General features: G+C 70.2%; 13 protein-coding genes. All 13 read right to left on the bottom strand.

Annotated features, from left to right (window positions below):
• Positions 1-4: 4 nt before the first annotated feature.
• Positions 5-853 carry a TatD family hydrolase gene (locus ACFVYE_RS07795; RefSeq protein ID WP_383961973.1) on the bottom strand — a complete coding sequence of 283 codons (849 nt, stop codon included), beginning with the start codon at positions 851-853 and terminating at the stop codon, positions 5-7.
• Positions 853-1,518 carry an EboA domain-containing protein gene (locus tag ACFVYE_RS07790; RefSeq protein ID WP_389604578.1) on the bottom strand — a complete coding sequence of 222 codons (666 nt, stop codon included), beginning with the start codon at positions 1,516-1,518 and terminating at the stop codon, positions 853-855. Before ACFVYE_RS07790 ends, ACFVYE_RS07795 begins: the two co-directional genes overlap by 1 nt.
• A gap of 22 nt (positions 1,519-1,540) precedes the next feature.
• The gene (locus tag ACFVYE_RS07785) at positions 1,541-2,398 is read right to left on the bottom strand and encodes a sugar phosphate isomerase/epimerase family protein (protein WP_383961966.1); all 858 of its coding nucleotides are present in this window, start codon (positions 2,396-2,398) and stop codon (positions 1,541-1,543) included.
• Positions 2,395-3,453 carry an SCO3242 family prenyltransferase gene (locus ACFVYE_RS07780; RefSeq protein WP_389604576.1) on the bottom strand — a complete coding sequence of 353 codons (1,059 nt, stop codon included), beginning with the start codon at positions 3,451-3,453 and terminating at the stop codon, positions 2,395-2,397. Before ACFVYE_RS07780 ends, ACFVYE_RS07785 begins: the two co-directional genes overlap by 4 nt.
• Entirely contained in the window at positions 3,450-4,568 is a 1,119-nt protein-coding gene (locus ACFVYE_RS07775) for an inositol-3-phosphate synthase (RefSeq protein ID WP_383961960.1), read from the bottom strand. The genes ACFVYE_RS07780 and ACFVYE_RS07775 overlap by 4 nt, the downstream gene beginning before the upstream one ends.
• A 131-nt stretch (positions 4,569-4,699) precedes the next feature.
• Positions 4,700-8,422: a ThuA domain-containing protein gene (locus tag ACFVYE_RS07770; protein ID WP_383961957.1), complete on the bottom strand. Its 3,723-nt coding sequence runs from the start codon at positions 8,420-8,422 to the stop codon at positions 4,700-4,702.
• Positions 8,423-8,795: 373 nt separating this feature from the next.
• Positions 8,796-9,800: a sugar phosphate isomerase/epimerase family protein gene (locus ACFVYE_RS07765; protein WP_383961954.1), complete on the bottom strand. Its 1,005-nt coding sequence runs from the start codon at positions 9,798-9,800 to the stop codon at positions 8,796-8,798.
• Between the two features lie 12 nt (positions 9,801-9,812).
• Positions 9,813-11,054, bottom strand: coding sequence for a Gfo/Idh/MocA family protein (locus ACFVYE_RS07760; protein ID WP_383961951.1), 1,242 nt, complete (start codon positions 11,052-11,054; stop codon positions 9,813-9,815).
• 68 nt (positions 11,055-11,122) lie between these two features.
• A complete protein-coding gene (locus ACFVYE_RS07755; RefSeq protein ID WP_114247671.1) occupies positions 11,123-12,160 on the bottom strand; it encodes a substrate-binding domain-containing protein in 1,038 nt (345 codons plus the stop codon).
• A 100-nt stretch (positions 12,161-12,260) separates the two neighbouring features.
• Positions 12,261-13,310, bottom strand: coding sequence for an ABC transporter permease (locus ACFVYE_RS07750; protein WP_266356074.1), 1,050 nt, complete (start codon positions 13,308-13,310; stop codon positions 12,261-12,263).
• The gene (locus tag ACFVYE_RS07745) at positions 13,307-14,833 is read right to left on the bottom strand and encodes a sugar ABC transporter ATP-binding protein (RefSeq protein WP_389604572.1); all 1,527 of its coding nucleotides are present in this window, start codon (positions 14,831-14,833) and stop codon (positions 13,307-13,309) included. The genes ACFVYE_RS07750 and ACFVYE_RS07745 overlap by 4 nt, the downstream gene beginning before the upstream one ends.
• A gap of 141 nt (positions 14,834-14,974) precedes the next feature.
• Positions 14,975-16,156: an ROK family protein gene (locus ACFVYE_RS07740; protein ID WP_383961944.1), complete on the bottom strand. Its 1,182-nt coding sequence runs from the start codon at positions 16,154-16,156 to the stop codon at positions 14,975-14,977.
• A 209-nt stretch (positions 16,157-16,365) separates the two neighbouring features.
• Positions 16,366-17,025, bottom strand: coding sequence for an NUDIX domain-containing protein (locus ACFVYE_RS07735; protein WP_383961942.1), 660 nt, complete (start codon positions 17,023-17,025; stop codon positions 16,366-16,368).
• Between the last annotated feature and the right edge of the window lie 6 nt (positions 17,026-17,031).

The following is a 17,031-nucleotide window of genomic DNA, read 5'->3' as shown; positions in this document are numbered from 1 at the left end:
CGCCTCACTCCCCGCCGCGCAGGATGGAGTTGCCCTCGTGGAGTGGCTGCGGCGCGGCGATGTCGAGCTGGAGCCGGCCGCTCTGCCCGTAGAAGGCGACGGGGTTGCGCCAGAGCACCTGGTCGACGTCGTCCTCGCTGAACCCGGCGGCGAGCATCGCGTCGCCCACCTTGCGGGTCTTGAGCGGGTCGCTCCTTCCCCAGTCGGCGGCCGAGTTGACCAGGACCTTCTCGGTGCCGTGGGTCCTGAGGACCGCGATCATGCGGTCCTCGTCCATCTTGGTGTCGGGGTAGATGGAGAAGCCGGCCCAGCAGCCGCTGTCGATGGCGTCCTTCACGGTCGTCTCGTTGAGATGGTCGAGCAGGACTCGCTCCGGGGGGAGGTGGGATTCGCGGATGGCGTCGAGGGTGCGGTGCAGACCGGCGAGCTTGTCGCGGTGCGGGGTGTGCACGAGGGCGGGCAGACCGTGGTCGGCGGCGAGCTGGAGCTGTGCGGCGAGGGCGGTGTCCTCGGCCGGGGTCATGGAGTCGTAGCCGATCTCGCCCACGGCGACGACGGAGTCCTTGACGAGGTAGCGGGGCAGGGCGTCCAGGACGGGGGTGCAGCGGGGGTCGTTCGCCTCTTTGGGGTTGAGGGCGAGCGTGCAGTGGTGGGCGATGCCGTACTGGGCGGCGCGGAAGGGTTCCCAGCCGAGCAGGGCATCGAAGTAGTCGAGGAAGCTGGCGGGCGAGGTACGGGGCTGGCCGAGCCAGAAGGAGGGTTCCACGAGGGCGCGGACACCTGCGTCGTACATCGCCTGATAGTCGTCCGTGGTGCGGGAGGTCATATGGATGTGGGGGTCGAAGATACGCATCAGGACTCCTCCGTGGGGGCGGCAGGGCCGGGAGTGGTGAGGTCGAGCACCCGGGTGAGGTCGGCGGGGACGTCGCGGCCCGCGGCAATGCGTTCGGCCGCGAAGTCGCCGAGCATGCGGGCCAGTTCCGCGTCGCCGCGCGAGCGCCGTGCCAGTTGGTCGACGGCAGCTACGGGGACACCGGTGAAGAGGCATTTGAGAATGGCGTGGCGCCAGTTGTGCGCGTCGAGATGGGCGGCGGCGTACGGGCCGACGGCTGCGGCGACCAGCCGGGTGTCATTGGTGCGCAGGGCGTCCTCGACGAGCGGAAGGGCGGTGGGGCCGAGGTCCAGCCGGTGCAGGGTGATCAGGACGGCGCGGCGTTCGGCGGCAGTGCCCTGCTCGTAGAGCCTGGTCAGGGTGGGCAGTGCGGCGCGGGCTTCGATGAGCAGCAGGGCGCGTACGGAGTCGGCGTGTTCGAGTCCGCAGTACCGGCCGGCGGCGGCGTACCGCAGTTCCCACGACGGTACGGCGTACGGGCCGCCGGGCTGTTCGGAGTCCTCGTGACAGGCGACGTGTTCGGCCTCGGCGAGGGCCTCGTCGAGCCAGGCGCGCGCGGCTCCGCCGAGCTGTGCGTCGAGTTCGTTGCGGGTCAGCAGCGGGATGGTCGTCGGGGTCATCGGCATGGCGTTGCTCCCTTCGGCGGTTTCAGCGGCTCGACGGACTGTGCTTGCGCAGGAACTCGATGGAGGTGCGGGCGAGTTCGGGGCCGGCGTGGGAGTGACGGGGCAGTTCGACGACGGTGAGGCCGCGGTAGCCGGTGTCCGCAAGGGCGTCGAGCGCTTCGAGTACGGGCGGGAAGTCGATCTCGCCTTCACCGAACGGGAGGTGTTCATGGATGCCCCGGCGCATGTCCTCGATCTGGACGTGCCGCAGCCAGGGGGCGGCGTCGCGGATGCAGTCGACGGGCGGGGCGGGTTCCAGGCATTGGCAATGGCCGATGTCCAGGGTCAGTCCGAGCGGTGGTGGATCGCCGCTGAGAACGCGCAGGTGGTGGAAGCCGGCGAGGTCGGCGAGGAGGTGTCCGGGCTCGGGCTCGATCGCCAGGGGGATGCCGGAGCGGTCGGCGGCGTCCAGGACGGGGGCGAGGGAGTCGGTGAGCCGCTGCCAGGCGGTGTCGGGGGTGGTGTCCGGTGGGGTGATGCCGCTGAAGCAGTGCACGGCGTGCGCACCGAGGTCGGCGGCGATGCCGACGGCCCGGACGAGCAGCCGGGTGCGGGCTGCGCGGGCCTCGGGGTCCGGGTCGAGGAGCGACGGCCCGTGCTTGCGACGGGGGTCGAGGACGTAGCGGGCCCCGGTCTCGACCGTGACGCCGAGGCCCAGCTCCTGGAGCCTGGACGCCACGTGGCGGGTGCGCGCGGCGACGTCGGGGGCGAGGGGATCGAGGTGCATGTGGTCGAGGGTCAGCCCGACCCCGTCGTACCCGAGATCGGCGAGGAGTGCGAGGGCGTCGTCCAGGCGGAGGTCGGTGAGCCCGTTGGTGCCGTAGCCGAGGCGGATCGTCATGTGAGGCTCACCTTCCGGGCGAGGGTGCGGGCGAGCGGGACGAGTCCCATGACGGCGAGCCCCGAAGCTGCTGCTCCGGCGCGGGCGGCGAGTGCTGCCTGGAGCGGGATCATCGCCCGGATGCCGCCGCCGACGGCGCGCTGGGTGAGCGGCGGGGACGGGTTGAGGGCGGCGTGGAGGAGGGGACCCGCGGCCGTACGGAAGTAGGAGCCCGTGAGCGCGGTGAGCAGGAGGCGGGGGGTGGTGGAGGCGGGGGTCGCCGGTGGCCGGTGCGGCTCCCCCTTCCTGCCGCGTCCCGCATCCGGGCTCGCGTCCCCGGGTCCGCGCTGCTCGCGCAGGGCTGCGGCGCCCAGTGCGGCAGTGACCGCGAGCGCGGCGAGGGGCGCGGTGGTGGATCCGCCCTGCGCCTCGTGCCGTGAGACGGCGGTGACGGCGTAGGTGTGCGCCCCGAGCAGGCCGGCGGCCGGGAGGGCGCCGGAGACGAAGCCACGCGAACCCGAGGCCGGTCCCGGGCCCGTGCGCGAACCGGAAGCCGTAGCCGCACTCGCACCCGAGGCCGTACGCGACGCCGAGCCCGCACGCGACCCCTGGCCCGCCGCCCTCTTCGCCGCGCCGGTGGCGGTGGCGCCGAGCAACAGATCCAGTCCCCGGGCCGCCGCCATCGCCGCCGGTCCCGCCGGGGTGTGCTTGAGACGGAGGTCGTACGCCCAGACCGTCGCCGCCAGCCCCGTGGCAACCGCGAGGGCCGGTCGGCCGGCCCGTGCGGCAAGGCCCAGTCCTGCGGCCGTCAGCGCGCCCGCCGCCGCGAGGGCCGCGCCGGGAGCGATGCGGCCCGAGGGGATCGGCCGGTGCGGGCGGTCGACGGCGTCCTCGTCGCGGTCGGCCCAGTCGTTGAGCGCCATGCCCGCCTCGTACAGGCAGAGCGAGGCGCCGACGGCGAGCGCGGTACCGCGGTCGGGGCGCCTGCCCGACGCCGCTGCCCCGGCGAGTGCGTCGCCGGGGACGGTGAACAGCGCCGACACCCGCAGCAGCTCCGCCCAGGCCCGTACCGTCACTTCTCCCCCCGCAGCGTTTCGGCGAAGGCGAGCAGCGCCATGTACTGCTCGAAGAGTGCGGCAGGGCCGCCGTCCGGGTCCTTGAAGTAGAAGCCGAGCTGGGGCAAGGGGCCGGTCAGCCCCTTCTCGTGGGCGCGGGCCACCAGTCTGGCCAGGTCCAGAACCAGGGGTGCGGCCAGTGCGGAGTCGCACCCCTGCCAGGTCGTCTGGAGCACCATGCGCGCCCCGAGGAATCCGTCGAACGCGATGTGGTCCCAGGCCGTCTTCCAGTCACCGAGGGCCGGTACGTCGTCGATGTGCACCTCGCCCTCGGGCGCGGTTCCCAGCGTGTCGGCGAGGACGCGTTCCTTGCCCGCGTTCTTGGCCGCGGCCGCGCCCGGGTCGGCCAGCGCCGCTCCGTCCCCGCCGCCCAGCAGGTTGGTGCCCGACCAGGCCCGTACAGGCAGGGCGCGTTGCACGAACATCGGGGCGAGTACGGAGCGGAGCAGCGTCTGGCCGGTCTTGCCGTCGCGGCCCGCGTGAGGAAGTCCGCAGCCCGCGACGGCGTCCTGGAGGGCGGGGGTACGCAGCCCGGTGGACGGGGTGAAGTTGATGTACGGGCAGCCTGCCCGGAGCGCTGCCGCGGCATAGAGCGAGCTGGCGGGCAACCGCCGCTCGCCGGGGGCCGGGAGCGGTTCCGTGGAGGCGACATTGATCACGACCGTCCTGGCCAGGTCGTTCCGGTGCCCGAAGTCCGCGAGGTCGTCGGCGAAGGCGGTGATGAGCTCCTCGTCGCTGCGGGTGTCGCCGGGCAGCGGCCCGCCGGGCCGAATCTCCGCGTCGGCGGCGGCGAGTTCGGAGCGTACCGCCGAGGGCAGGCCGTGCGGCAGCACTCCCCCGGTGGCCAGTGCCTCGGCCCGTTTGGGCAGCGGACAGCCGACGGTGTCGTGTCCGCCGAAGACCAGTGAGGTGAGGGTGGGCAGCGCGCTCTCGGCGAACGGCGGTGTTTCGGTGACCATGCCCGCCGCCGGGTGAAGCCCTGCTGCGATGGCCGCGCACCCCGCTGTGGCGGTGGTGGCGACGGAGCCGCGTGCTCCGATGAACCAGACTCCGGTACGAACGGCGGGTGCTGACACGGGCTGCCTCCCTGGCTGGGGGTCCTGGCTGGGCAGAGCAAGTGGCGCTGTGCGACGAGGTGGACGGGATCGGGTGGTGACGGCGGGCGGGGAGGAGGTCCTTCCCCGCCCGCCGTCGGCCGGAGTGCGCCCTACGCCGAGGGCAGTTCCTTCAACTGGATGTTGCGGAAGGACACATGATCACTGGCACCGTGGTTCTGGATGCCGATGTAGCCGTCCTTCAGGCTCCGTACCGGATCGGTGTTGGTGAAGTCGTTGATCTTCACTCCGTTGAGGAAGACCTGGAGACGTTCGCCCTGGACCTTGATCTCGTAGCTGTTCCACTGGCCGGGCGGTCGCAGGACCTGGTCACGGGCCTTGATGTTCGCCGCCTTGAAGGTGTAGACGGAGCCCGTGGTGCGGTCGGGCGCGTCGGTGGCGTCGATCTGGACCTCGTAGCCGTTGTTCACCGCGGACCAGGGGTCGTCGGACTCCGGGAAGCCGACGAAGACACCGGAGTTGTCGTCGCCCTCCATCTTCCAGTCGAGCTTGAGCGAGTACGACCCGAGCTCCTTGGCCTGGTAGGTGAGCAGACCCATGCCGCCCTCGGAGCGCAGTTCACCGTCGACGACGTCGAACTTTCCGGGGCCGGCCTGCTTCCAGCCTTCGAGCGTCTTGCCGTTGAAGATCGACCGGTAGCCGGTGTCGGGCTTGCAGTCGGCCTTCACCTGACCGGCCGCGTACCGCATGCCGCCGAGAAGGAGCTGACGGAAGGCCGGTTCGGCGTACGACTCCTTGGTGTGGCCGAGGCCGGTGTAGAAGGAGCGGCCGCCCTGGTAGCTCTGGCACCAGGTGATCGGGTGATCGCCCTTCATGGTGCCGCCGGTGTAGGTCGTCTCGTCGAGTGTGGCGAGGACCTTGGCCTGACTGCGCGGGTTGGTGCGGTAGTTGTACCACTCGTCGGTACGGTCCCAGGCGTCGTCGAGGTGTGCGGTCGCCGGGTGGTTGTGGTCCTCGACGCGTACGGTGGCGGGCTGGATCGCGGGGTGCCCGGCGAAGTACGCACCGACGAGTCCGCCGTAGAACTCCCAGTCGTACTCGGTGTCCGCGGCGGCGTGCACGCCCATGTAGGCGCCGCCGGTGGCCACATAGTTCTCGAATGCCTTCTGCTGATCGGCGTTGAGCACATCACCGGTCGTCGAGAGGAACACGACGGCGTCGTACCGCGCCAGGTTGCTGGTCGTGAACTGGCCGGCCTCCTCCGTGGAGTCGACGGTGATGTTGCTGCTCCTGCCGAGTTCCTTCAGCGCCTCGATGCCCGTGGGGATCGAGTCGTGGCGGAAGCCGGCCGTCTTCGAGAAGACCAGGACCCGCTTGGCGGTCCGGTCGGGGGCGCTGTTGGAGAGCTCGAAGTCATCGACGTCGTACAACGCTCCGGCGCCTCCCTTGAAGACGAGGAAGAGTTCCGTGGCCTTCTTGGGAACTCCGCGCAACGGTACGTCGATGTCCTGGAAGTTCTCCCAGCCGCCGGTCACCGGCACCGGTGCGGAGCCGAGGATCGTGCCGGTCGGGGATCCGGACCGTACTTCGAGGAAGCCGCCCGCCCCGCCGGAGGCGATCCGGGCGGTGAGCTTGGTCGAGTCGCCGAGGATGTACGGCTTGAAGGCGATCCAGTCGTCGTTGTCGATGTCGCCGACCGTCTTCCCTCCGTGGGCGGCCGCCTTGTCGTACGTCTTGATGCCGGACGACGAGGTGAAGTGCTCGGCCTGCCGGTGGCGGGGCTGGAGCTGCGACTGGTCGTGGCCGGACAGCGCGGCCTGGCCGCCGCCTCCGTTGTCGGTGTAGGAGGCGTCGATGACTCCGAAGATGTTCGCGTTCGGGTCGTGTCCGCCGTCGATCGCGGTCTTGATCGTGCCGGAGCACCCGTTGACGGTGGTGATGGGGTGTCCGTGGCTGTCGTGGCCGAGGACGAAGCGCACCTCGACCTTGGAGCAGTCGATCGTGCCGTCCTCGGGATCGGTGACGGTCACCTTGAACGGGATGTCGTCCCCGAAGTCGAACAGCTGCCCGTCACCGGGGAGTTCCAGGTTCACCTTGGGTGCCGTGTTGCCCACGGTCACATGGACGCTTGCCGCGCCGGTGCGCCCGGTGGGGTCCTTGGCGGTGACGGTGGCGGTGTAGGTGCCGTTCTTCTTGTACGTGTACGTCGGGTTGGCGGCCGTGGAGGTTCCGCCGTCGCCGAAGTCCCAGGCGTACGTGAGTGCGTCGCCGTCACCGTCCGTGGTGCCCGCGGAGGAGAACTGCACCTTCAGCGGTGCGGTGCCGGATGTCTTGTTGACAGCTGCCTCGGCGACGGGTGAACGGCCACCGGTGGCGTTCTCGATGCGGTAGAGCGCGGAGTTCTCGTCGCCGCCGAACCAGGAGAGACCGTAGTCCAGGACGTACAGCGCCCCGTCCGGGCCGAAGGCCATGTCCATCACCTGGGTCCCGGACCACGGGATGTCGTTGATGGACTTGACCGTGCCGTCGCCGTCCTGCTCGATGCGCTTGATCCATTGCCGGCCGAACTCGCCGGCGAAGAAGTCCCCGTCGTACGCCTCGGGGAACTTCACGGGCGAGTCGAGGTCGGCGTCGTAGTGGTAGACGGGGCCGCCCATCGGCGACTCGGAACCGGTACCGAACTCGGGCACGGAGCCGCCGTCGTACGGAATCCACGCGGGCTGCGCCGCGGGCAGGTCGACCAGGCCGGTGTTGTGCGGCGAAGTGTTCTTCGGGGCTGCGCAGTCGAAGGCGGCGCCGGAGGTCTTCGTCGCGAAGTCGTAGTCGATGAAGGGGTCGTTGTTCCCGGTGCAGAACGGCCAGCCGAAGTTGCCCGCCTTGGTCACCCGGGCGAACTCGACCTGTCCGGCCGGTCCGCGCTTCGGGTCGGCCGCGCCCGCGTCGGGGCCGTAGTCACCGACATACACGATGCCGGTGGCCTTGTCGACGCTGAAGCGGAACGGGTTGCGGAAGCCCATCGCGTAGATCTCGGGCCGGGTCTTGTCCGTGCCCGGGGCGAAGAGGTTGCCCTCGGGGATGGTGTACGAGCCGTCGTCGGCGACCTTGATCCTCAGGACCTTGCCGCGCAGGTCGTTGGTGTTGCCCGAGGTGCGCCGGGCGTCGAACGCCGGGTTGCGGTCGGGGCGCTGGTCGATGGGGCTGTAGCCGTCGGAGGCGAACGGGTTGGAGTCGTCACCGGTCGACAGGTACAGGTTGCCCTGGGCGTCGAAGTCGATGTCGCCGCCGACGTGGCAGCAGATGCCGCGCGACGTCTTGACGTCGAGGACCTTCTTCTCGCTGGCCAGGTCGAGGGTGCCGTCCTCCTTGAGGACGAAGCGGGACAGCCGGTTCACTCCGTCGAACTTGGCGAAGTCGGCGGCGGTCCCGGTCTCGGGCGCGTCGCCCGCGGGGGTGTCCAGCGTGGGTGCGTAGTAGAGGTAGATCGCCCGGTTCTCGCTGAACTCGGGGTCGATGCCGACGCCCTGGAGGCCTTCCTCGTCGTGCGAGTAGACGGGCAGGACGCCGGAGACCTTGGTGTTGCCGGCGCTGTCGGTGATCCGCAGCTCGCCGTTGCGCGAGGTGTGCAGGACGCTGCGGTCGGGGAGCACGGCCAGCGACATGGGCTCGCCGGTCTCGGCTGCGCCCTTGGCGAGGGTGACCTGCTGGAAGTCCTCGGCCGCCGCGTCGGCGGCGGCCGGCGAGGACGGTCCTGCTGCGGCCGCTCCGGGCGAGGCACCCAGGGCGAGGGTGGCCGCCGCGAGCAGTCCGCCGGTGAGCAGCGCGAGGGATTTACGGACGCGGAGCCGCGTTCTGCTCCTGCTTCTGGTTCTGTGCACGAGTGTCCTCCGGAGAGTGCCGGTTGTACGGGCGGGTGCTGCCGTGCCGTTCTGCGCGGGGACTGCCGCGCAGGTCATACGGGGCCTGTGGGGCGCCGGTGACCCGGGTCATGTCATGAACACGTTTGGGACGGTAGACCTGTTCGTCCGGGACGGAAAGCCCTTACGCAGCGGTCTTGTTGAACTTTTTCCTGCATCAGGACAAAGCGGTGCGAGGGCAGGGGTGAGCGCGGGGTGGCGGCCGACTCTCTGCCTGCCCCGCCCCTTCACGAACCGGGACTCCGCCCCGGACCCCGGTCCTCGATCGCCGGACGGGCTTGGTTTTCGGCGACCGAGGAGCGGAGGACCGGGGGCAGCCCCCCGGAAGGACCCGTCAGTCCCCGCCCCCGAACGCCGCGTCGAACGAAGCCGACGGTGGCTCGAAGTCATACCGCTTCAGCGTGGCAAGCGCTTCCGGCGCACCCGCCAGCCGGTCCATCCCCGCGTCCTCCCACTCGACGGAGATCGGCCCCTCGTACTCGATGGACCGGAGCATCCGGAAGACGTCCTCCCACGGCACGTCACCGTGCCCGGCGGAGACGAAGTCCCAGCCGCGCCGCGGGTCGCCCCACGGCAGATGGGAGCCGAGTCGGCCATTGCGGCCGTCCAGCCGCCTGCGGGCCTCCTTGCAGTCCACGTGGTAGATCCGGTCCCGGAAGTCGTACAGGAAGCCGACCGGGTCGAGGTCCTGCCAGACGAAGTGGCTGGGGTCGAAGTTCAGCCCGAACGCGGCCCGGTGGCCGACGGCCTCCAGAGCGCGGTGCGTGGTCCAGTAGTCGTACGCGATCTCGCTGGGGTGCACCTCGTGGGCGAACCGCACGCCCTCCGCGTCGAAGACGTCCAGGATCGGGTTCCAGCGCTCGGCGAAGTCCTCGTAACCCCGCTCGATCATCTGCGGCGGGACGGGCGGGAACATCGCGACCAGGTGCCAGATCGAGGAGCCGGTGAAGCCGATGACGGTACGCACACCGAAGGCGGCGGCCGCGCGGGCGGTGTTCTTGATCTCCTCGGCGGCCCGTTGGCGCACCCCTTCGGGTTCACCGTCGCCCCAGATCCGGGCCGGCAGGATCCCCTGGTGCCGTTCATCGATCGGGTTGTCGCAGACGGCCTGGCCGACGAGGTGGTTGGAGATCGCCCAGCACTTCAGTCCGTACTTGTCGAGCAGCTGCCGCCGCCCGTCCAGATAGCCGGGGTCGGTCAGAGCCTTGTCGACCTCGAAGTGGTCGCCCCAGCAGGCGAGTTCGAGCCCGTCGTACCCGAAGTCCCGGGCCAGCCGGCAGACCTCCTCCAGCGGCAGGTCGGCCCACTGGCCGGTGAAGAGTGTGAAGGGACGGGGCATGCGCAGGACCTCCTAGAGAACTACGGGGGTGTGTACGGAGTTCTTCTCGGCGCTCTCCTCCACCGCTGCGAGCACCCGCTGCACCTGCAGTCCGTCGGCGAACGACGGTGCGGGGGCGGTTCCTTCGGCGATCGTCCGCACCAGGTCACGGGCCTGGTGGACGAAGGTGTGCTCGTAGCCCAGGGCGTGGCCCGGCGGCCACCACGCCTCCAGGTAGGGGTGTTGGGGTTCGGTGACGAGGATGCGCCGGAACCCTGCCGTGGTGGCGGGTTCGGTGTGGTCGTGGAAGGACAGTTCGTTGAGCCGTTCCAGATCGAAGGCGAGCGAGCCGTGCTCCCCGTTGATCTCCAGCCGCAGCGCGTTCTTCCGTCCGGCCGCCATCCGGGTCGCCTCGAACGAGGCCAGCGCCCCGGAGGCGAGCCGGCCGGTGAACAGGGCCGCGTCGTCGACGGTCACCGCGCCCCGCTCGGCCGAGTCCGCGGCGCCGGAGAGCCCGGCCGACGGGCCGGCGAGCAGCGGCCGTTGCGTCACGAACGTCTCACTGACCGCCGACACCCCGACCAGCAGCTCCCCCGCCAGATACTGGGCCAGGTCGACGATGTGCGCCCCCAGGTCGCCGAGCGCTCCCGAGCCGGCCCGCTCCCGCTTCAGCCGCCAGGTGAGCGGTGATTCGGGGTCGACGAGCCAGTCCTGGAGGTAGGTGGCGCGGACATGCCTCAAGGTGCCGATCCTCCCCTCGGCGATCAGCTGCCGGGCATACGTGATCGCGGGCACCTTGCGGTAGTTGAAGCCCACCATCGCCACCTGACCGCGGGCCGCCGCGCGCTCCGCCGCCTCGGTCATGGCCTCGGCCTCGGCGACCGTGTTGGCGAGCGGCTTCTCGCACAGCACGTGTTTGCCCGCCTCCAGGGCGGCGATGGCGATCTCGGCATGGCTGTCGCCGGGGGTGCAGATGTCGACGAGCTGCACATCGTCCCGGTCGATCAGGGCCCGCCAGTCGGTCTCCGCCGCCGCCCAGCCGTGGCGGGCGGCCGCCGCCTCGACCGCTGCCCGGTCGCGTCCGCAGATCGCGGCGAGAGCCGGTTTCATCGGCAGTTCGAAGACGTGTCCGGCGGTGCGCCACCCCTGCGAGTGGGCGGCGCCCATGAACGCGTATCCGACCATGCCGACTCCCAGCGTCGGCGCACTCGTCATCGGCCGATACGTCGGCGGCGGCGCTGCGGCCTCCTGATCCGTCTCTTCCCTACGGGCCATCCGGGCTTCCTCCTCGTCGGTCGTTCGATGGGCTCGGCAGGAGGGTCAGGACCCTCCTGCGGGGCGGATCAGCTGAAGCCCGTCGGCAGGTACTGGTCGATGTTCTCCTTGGTGACCACGGCCGAGTAGAGGGTGAGACTGGTCGGGATCTCCAGTTCGGCCAGGCCGCCGATGCCCTTGCCCTGTCCGAGTGCGCGGGCCAGGTCGATGGCGGACGCGGCCATCGTCGGCGGGTAGAGAACGGTGGCCTTCAGCACGCTGTTGTCGGCCTTGATGGCATCCATCGCGGACTTGGCACCGGCGCCGCCGACCATCAGGAATTCGTCGCGGCCCGCCTGCTGGATGGCGCGCAGCGCGCCCACGCCCTGATCGTCGTCGTGGTTCCACAGGGCGTCGAACTTCTTCTGCGCCTGAAGGAGTTGGGCCATCTTCGCCTGGCCCGACTCGACGGTGAAATCGGCGGCCTGACGGGCCACCAGTTTGATGTTGGGGTAGTTCTTCAGCGCGTCGGCGAAGCCCTGGCTGCGCTGCTTGGTGAGCTCCAGGTTGTCGATGCCGGCCAGCTCGACGACCTTGGCGTTCGCCTTGTCCTTGAGCTGCTCGCCGATGTACGTACCGGCGTTGAGGCCCATGCCGTAGTTGTCGCCGCCGACCCAGCAGCGGTACGCCTGCGGCGAGGCGAAGATCCGGTCCAGGTTGACGACGGGGATACCCGCCTTCATCGCTTCCAGACCGACCTGGGTGAGCGCCTTGCCGTCGGCGGGGAGGATGACGAGGACGTCGACCTTCTTGTTGATGAGGGTCTTGACCTGGCCGATCTGCGCGGCGGTGTCGTTGGAGCCCTCGGTGATCTCCAGGGTCACCTCGGAGTACTTCGCCGCCCGCGACTTGGCGTTCTCGTTGATGGCGTTGAGCCAGCCGTGGTCGGCCTGCGGGCCCGCGAAGCCGATGGTGACGGGCTTGCCGGGCTTGTCGTCGGCGGCGGGCTGATTGCTCTGCGCGGTCTCCGATTTCTTGGGCTCGTTGCTGGTGCAGGCGGTGAGGAGGGCGCCCGCGGAGACGGCTGCGGTGCCGAAGAGCAGTCCTCTGCGGCTGGTTTCTGGCATGGCTGTCAAACCCTTCATCCGGTGCGTGACATGTCACATATGGCGTACAGGGCGGTGGGTGGGGTGGAGAAGCGGAGCTGCCGGGAGTGCGCCCGAGGGCTCAGGTCTCCCCGTGCGCCGATGTGCGGCGCTGGACCAGGACGGCGGCGACGATGATCGCGCCCTTGGCGATCTGCTGGACATCGCTCTGCAGATTGTTGAGAGCGAAGATGTTGGTGATGGTGGTGAAGACGAGGACGCCGAGGACGGAGCCGACGATGGTGCCGCGTCCGCCGCTGAGCAGGGTGCCGCCGATGATCGCTGCGGCGATGGCGTCGAGCTCGTACAGATTGCCGTTGGTGTTCTGTCCCGAGCCGGAAAGGATGATCAGCATGAAGGCGGCGATGCCGCAGCACAGCCCGGAGAGCAGATAGAGGTAGAGCCGCTGCCGTCGTACGTCGATACCGGCCAGCCTGGCCGCTTCCGCGTTGCCGCCGACCGCGACCGTACGTCGTCCGAAGGTCGTGCGGTTCAGCACCAGCCAGCCGATGACGGTCACCGCGGCGAACATCATGACCAGGGGCGGGATGCCGAGGACGTACGAGTCGGGCAGGCCCAGGTCGAGGACCGACTTGACGGTGACGATCTGGGTCTTGCCGTCGGTGATCTGGAGGGCGAGCCCGCGGGCCGAGGCGAGCATGGCCAGCGTCGCGATGAACGGCACCATCCGGCCGTACGCGATGAGCACCCCGTTCACCAGCCCGGCACCGAGTCCGACGATCACGGCGGTGAACAGAATTCCCGCGAACCCGTACTCCTGGGTGGCGAGCGTGGTCGCCCAGACGGAGGCGAGCGCGACCATCGCGCCGACCGACAGATCGATGCCGCCGCTGGTGATGACGAAGGTCATCCCGACGGTGACGACGCCGATGACGGACGACTGGGTCAGGATCAGCTGAAGGTTCCCGGTGTCCAGGAACGCGTCGGGCTCGGTGAACCCGCCGACGGCGACAAGTACGGCGAGGACGCCGAGGAGCGAGAGGTTGCGGACGTCCGCGCGCAGGCCGAAGGTGCGCGAAGGTCCGTCCTTCTTACGGGGTTCGGCGACCGGGGCGGGGGCGGCCCCCTTGTCCGGCCCGCCCTGCTGTGCCGAGGAGACGGGCTGCGTCATGACGTCGGGCTCCCTTCCATCACTAGGTCGAGTACGCGGTGCTCGTCGAGCTCCCGGGCGTCCGCCGTATGCACGACGCGGCCCTCGCGGAGCACCAGCACCCGGTCGGCGAGGCCCAGCACTTCGGGCACCTCGCTGGAGACGAGCAGCACGGCGAGGCCTTCATCGGCCAGCCGGCGGATCACGGCGTAGAGCTCGGCGCGGGCGCCGACGTCGACACCGCGGGTCGGTTCGTCGAGCAACAGCACCCGGCAGCCGCGCAGCAGCCAGCGGGCCAGGACGGCTTTCTGCTGATTGCCGCCGGAGAGCGTGCGGACGGGGGTGTCCGGGTTGTCGGGACGCAGGGAGAGCTCGCGGGTGGCGGCACGGGCCGCCCGGCGCTCGGCCCCCCGGTCGAGCCAACCTGCCCTGGAGAAGCGGGACATGGAGGAGACGGAGACATTGCGGGTGACGGATTCGAGCATCAGCAGGGCCTGCGCCTTGCGTTCCTCCGGGGCGAGCCCGATGCCTGCGGCGACGGCCGCGCGGACGCTGCCGGGCCGGAGCTGTTTGCCGGCCACGGTGACCCGTCCGGCGCTCGGCCTGCGGGCGCCGTAGACGGTCTCCAGGATCTCGGAGCGCCCCGATCCGACGAGTCCGGCCAGGCCGACGATCTCGCCGGGCCGGAGCTCAAGGTCCAGCGGGTCGAATTCGCCCTTCCTGGCCAGTCCCTCGACCTTCAGTACCGGCTCCGCCACTGCCGCTCCCGCGCTGCCCGTGGCGCGCGGCGGGAAGACGTACTCGACATTGCGGCCGGTCATCATGGCAACGATGTCTCGTGTCGGTGTGGACTTGGCGGGCAGCCCCACGGCGACGGCCCGGCCGTCCTTGAGCACGGTCACACGGTCGCCGATCCGGCGGATCTCCTCCAGGCGGTGCGAGATGTAGACGACGGCGACTTTGTCGGCGGTGAGGGCGGCGACGATACGGAAGAGGTTGTCGACCTCGTCGGGGTCGAGTGCGGCGGACGGCTCATCCATCACGATGAGCCGTACGTCGTGGGAGAGCGCCCGCGCCATGGAGACGATCTGCTGCTGGGCGGCGGACAGTTCGCCGACCGCCCTGGCCGGGTCGATCTCCGGGTGGCCGAGCCGCTTCAGCAGTGCGGCGGCCGCCGTGCGGCCCTCGCGGGTACGGACGACGAAGCGGGCGGTGGTGGGTTCATGGCCGAGGAAGACGTTCTCGGCGACCGACAGTCCCTCGACCAGGTCGAGTTCCTGGTAGATGGTGGCGATGCCCAGGCGCATCGCGGCGATGGGCGACTTGAGCGCGGCCGGTTCGCCGCGCCAGGTGATCTCGCCGCCGTCGGGCTGATGGGCCCCGGCGAGCACCTTGATGAGGGTGGACTTGCCGGCGCCGTTCTGCCCGAGGAGACAGTGGACTTCGCCGGCCTGGACCTCCAGGTCGACGCCGTCCAGGGCGCGTACTCCGGGGAACGACTTGGTGATGCCGGACATGGTGAGCAGGGGTGGTTCCGGTGCCATGACAAATCCCCTCGGCTAGTGGGGTCTCCCCGGCTCGAGCGCAGCCGAGAGCTTGGGGAAGGCCGGTGAGCGGGCAGGGCTGTACCAGGTGCGGTGGTGCGGGTGTTTCCGGTCTGTGCCGATGTGCTGCCGGCCCGAGGGTCAGGCCGGTGAGAACAGGTGGTCGCTGATGAGGCGGGCGGCGCCGATCACTCCGGCGGCCGGTCCCAACTCGCCCAGCACGATGGGAAGATTGCCGGTGGCCAGCGGCAGCGACTGCCGGTAGACCTGGGTCCGGACGCTGGCGAGGAGCGTGTGGCCGAGTCCGGTCACACCGCCGCCGATCACCACCAGTCCGGGATTGAAGAAGCTGACAAGTCCCGCGATGACCTGGCCGACCCGGTTGCCGCCTTCGCGGATCAGGTCGAGCGAGGTCGCGTCACCGGCGGCCGCGGCGGCGGCCACATCGGCGGCGGTGAGCTTTCCGGCCGCCTCCAGCCGGCCCGCGAGTTCCGCCGACTGCCCGGCGCGCGCCGCGTCCTCGGCGTCGCGGGCGAGCGCGGCACCGCTGAAGTGGGCTTCCAGGCAGCCCCGGTTGCCGCAGGCGCAGGCGCGTCCTTCGGGCTCGACCTGGATGTGGCCGATGTCTCCGGCGCTGCCCGTCGTACCGCGGTGGACCTCGCCGCCGACGACGATGCCGCAGCCGATACCTGTACCGATCTTGACGCAGAGGAAGTCGCCCACGGAGCGCGCGACGCCCGCGTGCTGCTCCCCCATCGCCATCAGGTTCACATCGTTGTCGACCATGACGGGGCAGCCCAGTTCCTGGCTGAGCGCCTCGCGTACCGGGAAGCCGTCCCAGCCCGGCATGATCGGCGGTGCGACCGGTACCCCTTCGGGGAAGCGGACCGGTCCGGGTACGCCGATGCCCGCGCCGTCGAATCCTTCGGCGAGCCCGGAGGCCCGGAGCTTGGCCGCCATGGACAGCACCTGCTCGAAGATGGCGACGGGCCCTTCGCGTACGTCCATGGGGTGGTTGAGGTGACCCAGGACCTCCAACTCGGCGTTGGTGACGGCCACATCGACGGATGTGGCACCGATGTCGACGCCGAGGAAGCGCAGCTGCGGGGCGAGCCGGATGTTGTGCGAGCGACGTCCTCCGCGGGATGCGGCGAGTCCGTCGGCCACGACAAGTCCGGTCTCCAGCAGCCTGTCGACCTCGACGGCGAGCTTGGAGCGGGAGAGATCGACCTGATCCCCCAGCTGTGCCCGTGAGTTGGGCCCGCCGTCGCGCAACAGCCTGAGCAGTCGCGCTTGATGCGCATTCGCGGGTCGTGCCGTCATACGTCTCACGCGCCCCTCCCCGCCACATCGGCCTGTCCGTCGGGCTTTCGAGGGGAACGTAGCAGCGGTTGCCGGGAGTGGGAAGAAGTTGCGCAGGAATCCGCTACAACTTTCTCCACACCGAGGACAAAGCCGTTCGGTCAGGTCATGGTCCGGCCACCGGCGCGGGTGACATTCGGGGCGTGCACCGGGGCGGTTCGGGTCGGAGGTCAGCGATGCCGGAACGGGCCGTCCAGGGCCGCCCACTGGAGCAGCATGATGGTCTTGGCGTCGGCGATGGCCCCGCCGCGGACCATGGAGAGAGCCTCCTCGAAGGGGAGTTCCACGGTCTCGATGTCCTCGCCCTCGGCCGCGACCCCGTGTGCGCCGGCGGTGTCTGCCGTCGAACGGTAGGGGGCGGCGAAGAAGTGCAGGCGTTCGGTGACCGAGCCGGGGCTCATGTAGACGTCGAAGACGCGCTCGGGGGTGCCGACGAGGTGTCCGGTCTCCTCGGCCGCTTCCCTGCGGATGGCTTCCTCGGGGCTGTCGCCGTCGAGCAGCCCGGCGGCGGTCTCGATCAGCATCCCGTCGTGGTGCCCGTTGACGTAGGCGGGCAGCCGGAACTGACGGGTCAGCAGAACTGTGCGGCGATCGGGGTGGTAGAGCAGAATCGTGGCGCCGTCGCCCCGGTCGTAGGTCTCGCGCTGTTCCCGGCTCCAATGGCCGTCGCTGTGCTGATAGTCGAAGGTCGTCCTGCGCAGGACGTACCAGTCGCAGGACAGCACCTCCACGTCGCTGATGCGCACCCGCGGATTGCCGGTCAGGTCGCGGCCGTGCCGGTCCAGACCGGTGCGCCCGCGGCGGTCGGGGGTGTCCAGGCCTGCGGTCATGATGTG

It is taken from the genome of Streptomyces sp. NPDC058239 (assembly GCF_042882185.1).
Classification (GTDB): Bacteria; Actinomycetota; Actinomycetes; order Streptomycetales; family Streptomycetaceae; genus Streptomyces.
This window is presented reverse-complemented; position numbering and strand designations above follow the sequence as displayed.

Excerpts from the sequence above, each read along its gene's own strand:
- ACFVYE_RS07795 (WP_383961973.1), bottom strand. The coding sequence starts at position 853 with ATGCGTATCTTCGACCCCCACATCCATATGACCTCCCGCACCACGGAC.
- ACFVYE_RS07790 (WP_389604578.1), bottom strand. The coding sequence starts at position 1,518 with ATGCCGATGACCCCGACGACCATCCCGCTGCTGACCCGCAACGAACTC.
- ACFVYE_RS07785 (WP_383961966.1), bottom strand. The coding sequence starts at position 2,398 with ATGACGATCCGCCTCGGCTACGGCACCAACGGGCTCACCGACCTCCGC.
- ACFVYE_RS07765 (WP_383961954.1), bottom strand. The coding sequence starts at position 9,800 with ATGCCCCGTCCCTTCACACTCTTCACCGGCCAGTGGGCCGACCTGCCG.
- ACFVYE_RS07760 (WP_383961951.1), bottom strand. The coding sequence starts at position 11,054 with ATGGCCCGTAGGGAAGAGACGGATCAGGAGGCCGCAGCGCCGCCGCCG.
- ACFVYE_RS07755 (WP_114247671.1), bottom strand. The coding sequence starts at position 12,160 with ATGCCAGAAACCAGCCGCAGAGGACTGCTCTTCGGCACCGCAGCCGTC.
- ACFVYE_RS07750 (WP_266356074.1), bottom strand. The coding sequence starts at position 13,310 with ATGACGCAGCCCGTCTCCTCGGCACAGCAGGGCGGGCCGGACAAGGGG.
- ACFVYE_RS07745 (WP_389604572.1), bottom strand. The coding sequence starts at position 14,833 with ATGGCACCGGAACCACCCCTGCTCACCATGTCCGGCATCACCAAGTCG.
- ACFVYE_RS07740 (WP_383961944.1), bottom strand. The coding sequence starts at position 16,156 with ATGACGGCACGACCCGCGAATGCGCATCAAGCGCGACTGCTCAGGCTG.
- ACFVYE_RS07735 (WP_383961942.1), bottom strand. The coding sequence starts at position 17,025 with ATGACCGCAGGCCTGGACACCCCCGACCGCCGCGGGCGCACCGGTCTG.